Annotated in this window: 4 protein-coding genes and 1 pseudogene; 3 read left to right on the top strand and 2 right to left on the bottom strand. The window is 66.5% G+C overall.

What is annotated here, in order from left to right; genetic code table 11:
- Positions 1-204 precede the first annotated feature (204 nt).
- Positions 205-657: a cupredoxin domain-containing protein gene (locus C6N31_RS41890; protein WP_232486325.1), complete on the top strand. Its 453-nt coding sequence runs from the start codon at positions 205-207 to the stop codon at positions 655-657.
- A 193-nt stretch (positions 658-850) separates the two neighbouring features.
- Here the strand turns inward: C6N31_RS41890 and C6N31_RS41885 are convergent, their stop codons facing one another.
- On the bottom strand, positions 851-1,354 hold the full coding sequence (locus C6N31_RS41885) for a hypothetical protein (RefSeq protein WP_198359585.1): 504 nt from the start codon (positions 1,352-1,354) through the stop codon (positions 851-853).
- A 257-nt stretch (positions 1,355-1,611) separates the two neighbouring features.
- Between C6N31_RS41885 and C6N31_RS41880 the strand changes: the two genes are divergently transcribed.
- On the top strand, positions 1,612-2,457 hold the full coding sequence (locus C6N31_RS41880; RefSeq protein ID WP_138359495.1) for an IS5 family transposase: 846 nt from the start codon (positions 1,612-1,614) through the stop codon (positions 2,455-2,457).
- 212 nt (positions 2,458-2,669) lie between these two features.
- Here the strand turns inward: C6N31_RS41880 and C6N31_RS41875 are convergent.
- Positions 2,670-3,031: pseudogene (locus C6N31_RS41875) on the bottom strand (transposase family protein); the annotation flags it as partial.
- A gap of 590 nt (positions 3,032-3,621) precedes the next feature.
- Between C6N31_RS41875 and C6N31_RS41870 the strand changes: the two are divergent.
- On the top strand, positions 3,622-4,363 hold a 742-nt coding region (locus C6N31_RS41870), incomplete at its 3' end, for a hypothetical protein (RefSeq protein WP_198359584.1).

Below are 4,363 nucleotides of genomic sequence, written 5' to 3'. Positions count from 1 at the left end.
CCGCCGCCACCATCGCCCCCGTCGAGGCGATGCACGCCGCGATCCTGCACTACGTGCTCGGTCAGTACCCCGTCCCGGACGACTTCCTGCCCGTGGACAAGGCCGCCAGCACCACCCTACTGACGGTCTGATGATGCATGGTGCGCCCCGGGCTCCCAGCGTGTCGGGGACCGGGGCGCACCACGTCCTTGGTATCGCTATCCCATGTCAATCATTGCCGTCGATGGATGGGGCCCGCAGATGAACGTCAACGCCAACCGAGTACGTCCCCGTCGCGGACGCCTGGCCGCCGCGAGTGCCATCTGCGCACTGCTCGCTGTGACGGGCTGTTCCAGCTCCAGCTCCGGCGGCTCGTCCTCCTCCACCGTACCGGCCTCACCTCCCGCGGGCACCGCGTCCGGAGCAGCGGCCCGCATCGTCATCAAGGACTTCCTGTTCAACCCGGCCTCGCTGACCGTCGCACCGGGCACCGTGGTCACCGTCCTCAACGAGGACAAGACCCCGCACACCGCCACGGCCACCGACTCCAAGGCCTTCGACACCGGCACCATCGCCGGCGGCAAGTCCGCAACGTTCAAAGCCCCCGCGACAGCGGGGAACTACAGCTACATCTGCAACATCCACCAGTACATGAAGGGCACCCTCACCGTCCGCTGAGGTATCCCAGCCCCGTCGGCCGTCGCCGCAGACACCGAAGGAGTCGGCCATGACACCTGCCCCAACGTCCCGCAGCGCCCGCCGGACCACGCGCCGGGCATGCCGGGTCACTGCCGCAGTGGGCTTGGCCGTCGACGCGTACGTCCATGCCAAGTCCCCGACCCCGACATCGAGGGCCGATACCTGGAAGAACTCATCCACGCCCCCCTTCCCGAGTGGCTGCGGTCTCGGCACCCATTTCGGCTTCGGCCTGGGCGGCGATCGCCTCCTGGCGGGCCCGGTCCTGCGGGTCCAGGTAGTCCAGGTGGTTCCAGCGCGCGGTGTCGTAGCCGGTGTCGGCGTTCCACGGGTAGACCGCGCTCCACGGCCGGTTCCACGCGCGTTGCAGGTCCTGCCGGGAGCTCAGGCGGTCACGGCTGTCGAGGAAGATGTCCTTGGCCAGCTTGTCCAGCTGCCAGTGGGCGGTGTTGGCCGCGTCCTGCACGAGGCTGTCCAGGGCGAAGGCCATCTTGTAGCCGGTTGTGCCGTAGTGGTCGTCGCGCTGGACAGCGAAGAGCGGGGCGAGGAATGCGTCGATGGCCTCGGTGTCGGCGGCGGTGATGTCGTCGGTGTAGTGAAGGGTGCGGTTGAGTGCGGCGGGGTCGGTCACGGGCGGGGGAGTCCCGTCGGTCGCGGCGCCGGTCGGACGGGGCGTCATGTCCCGGTTTATCGCCTCGGTTATGAGAGGACATACACCGCCTATGTCTCGATTTAGGTAGATCTGTAACCTGGCCGAAATCACCCTGGGTGGGGCCTTTAAGGAGAAAGTCGCGACTGATCGAGCGCACCCGGCTGTATGGTTCGACCACCTTTAGCCTGATAGCTCCTATCCGGTTCGAGGATGCCGCGAACGAGGCTTTCGTCTCACTCGAACGAGCGATATCCCTGCCAAGTGCACTGTGGGTCAGCGGACTTATGGCCAGTCAGCCGAACCGCAGCGCCTACCTCAGCGACCTTACCGATGCCTGCTGGGCCCTGATGGAACCGACCATGACGGCATGGAGGGCCGAACGGCAGAAGACCTCGCTCGGACTGGGCGGTCAGGTCACCGACCTGCGCGAAGTCATGAACGCGATTCTCTACGTGAACCACACGGGCATCCCCTGGCGCTACCTGCCGCACGACTTCCCGCCGCCCAGCACCGTCTTCTCCTACTTCAGCACCTGGACCGCCGACGGCACGATCGAGAACCTCGGCGTCCGGCTGCGTCGGAGGGTCCGTGAGCAGGTGGGACGCACTGCCGAGCCGACCGCCTGCGTCATCGACGCCCAGAGCGTCAAGACCGCCCACAGCGTGCCCAGCAGCACGCAGGGCATCGATGCCGGGAAGAAAATCGTGGGCCGCAAGCGGAGCATCGTCGTCGACACCCTCGGCCTGTTACTGCTGGTCACAGTGACCGCAGCCAGTGTTTCGGACAACGACGCCGGCAAGCAGTTGCTCACCCGGATCGCCGTCGCCCACCCCACGATCACCAAGGCCTGGGTCGACACCGGCTACAAGACCCGAGCCATCGAACGCGGAGCGGCCCTGGGCATCGATGTCGACGTCGTCCCGCGGAACACCCAGGTCAAGGGCTTCTCCGTGGTCCCGAGACGCTGGGTGGTGGAACGAACTTTCGGTTGGATCATGATGCACCGCCGACTGGCACGGGACTACGAGACGAAACCCGCACACTCCGAGAGCATGATCCGCCTCGCCATGATCTCCAATCTCCTGAAGCGGGCAACCGGCGAAAGCACCATAACCTGGCATAATCCATGAAATGCCACTCAAGCAAGCCCCTGCGAAGTTCCGAGCAAGGTGTATCGGTAGCCGATGACAGTGAGCCTTTTCCATCATCGCTCTGAGCTGGCTGGGCGCAGGGTGGGGACGGCTTGAACGAAGGCGGTGGCCGACAGATCAAACACCAGGCACCAAGGGCCAGCCAGAATACGAGTCAGGCCCCGCGTCGGGACGGCACACCCATACTCACAGCCGGAGTAGTACGGGCGGTCCGCGGCGAGGCGATCGATGGGCAGCAGCGTGCCGTCCAGCAGGACGAAGGCTTTCGTCGACGCGGTGCGGGCGGCGTCGGCCAAGGCGGGCGCGAGGTCGGCCAGGAGGTCGATGGCCTCGGCGACGTAGAGGTAGGCGGTCGTGACTCCGACGCCGAATCCGGCAGCGAGCTGGGCGTAGGTGTGTCCCACGCGCAGGTGGGCGAGTGCGAGCAGGGCTCGGCGGCCCGCGCTCAGCCGCCGCCACCTGGACCCGATCGCACGGCGGTGCCGCCGCAGTTGTTGCGCGAGGAAGCGCAGCGTGGAGCTGGACACGTCGACGCGGACGGGTAGACCAGCATGCGAAGCCTCTGGTGGAGACGGTTCTCTTGGTCGAAAACTCATCTACCAGGGGCTTCACCCTGTTGTCAGCCCAACGGGCGCACTGCTGACGCAGGTTGGAAAAGGCTCAGTAGCTCGAAGCGGCCACGCCGATCAACGGAGCGGAGACAGAACCCGGCGTATATGGCCGACTCGTCCGCCGCCTTATATCGCCGCAGGTCAGAGCGTGATTTTCAGGGCGGTCATTCCGGCCGGATCGAATCCGGCTCGAATGTGCCATCAAGAGCGCCCGCCGCACGCGCGGCTTGGTTGCGCAAACGTGGAGGCCCTGACCAGGGACGATTCCGGAGCGGAGAGCGGAAGGCCATACTCCCCGTACATCCGTGTTTTGTCCGGAAGACTCGGAGAGGACGCGATCGCCGCACGACGGTCTTCTGGGCTTTACCGCAACCCAGACCCATCCGGTGCTGGTGTCAGTTCCGAATACAGGGTGTGAGTTGATCCCGGCGGCCTTGGTAAAGCCCCTTCGGTCGCTGTTCCTCCCTATGGCACAGGAGCCCCTCATCCCATACGGCACCGGACTGCCGCGGGGCTTCGTTTGGAGCACGCCATGAACAAGACTCTCCTCCCCCTGGTGGGTATCGCCGCGTTCGCCATCCCGCTGGCGCTGCCCGCGGTGGCATCCGCGCAGTCCACCGGCGGCGGTGCGAACTATCAGGCCACCCTCGACCCGGTGGCCACCAACATGGTCGACGGATCCGGCATGGCCACCGTCACCCTGTCGGGCAACCAGGCCACCATCTCGGTGACCGCCAACCAGCTGCTCGACGCTTCCCCGCACGCCCAGCACATCCACATCAAGGGCTCGGGTGAATGCCCGAAGGCGGACGCGGCCCATGACCACAACGGGCACAAAGCCATCAGCACCACCGACGGTCTGCCCGCCTACGGCAAGATCGGCACGTCCCTGACCACCAAGGGCGACACCAGCCCGAACAGCGCGCTGGCCATCGATCGCTTCCCGGCCACCGGCTCGTTCCACTACACCCGCACGATCACCGTGACCCCGGACGTGGCGGCCGCAGTGCGGGCCGACAACGCCGTGATCGTCGTGCACGGCATCGACTACAACCACAACGGCAAGTACGACAACGTCCTGGGCGCCAGCGAGCTGGACCCGAAGCTCCCCCAGGAAGCCACCGCCCCCGCCATCTGCGGAGCCCTCAACGCCATGCCCACCGGGGGAGCGGGCACCGGTGACGGAGCCACCCAGGCCTCCACCGGCGGCAACAGCGCTGATCTGATCGCCACCGGCCTGGGCGCCGCAGCGGTCGCGGCACTGGCCGGCACCC

Source organism: Streptomyces fildesensis (assembly GCF_016107395.1).
GTDB lineage: Bacteria > Actinomycetota > Actinomycetes > Streptomycetales > Streptomycetaceae > Actinacidiphila > Actinacidiphila fildesensis.
Note: the sequence above shows the minus strand (reverse complement) of the source record. Positions and strands in the feature narration are given on the sequence as shown.

What these genes read in the sequence shown, in the direction of transcription:
- C6N31_RS41890 (WP_232486325.1), top strand. Translation starts at nt 205, where the DNA reads ATGTCAATCATTGCCGTCGATGGATGGGGCCCGCAGATGAACGTCAAC.
- C6N31_RS41885 (WP_198359585.1), bottom strand. Translation starts at nt 1,354, where the DNA reads ATGACGCCCCGTCCGACCGGCGCCGCGACCGACGGGACTCCCCCGCCC.
- C6N31_RS41880 (WP_138359495.1), top strand. Translation starts at nt 1,612, where the DNA reads ATGGCCAGTCAGCCGAACCGCAGCGCCTACCTCAGCGACCTTACCGAT.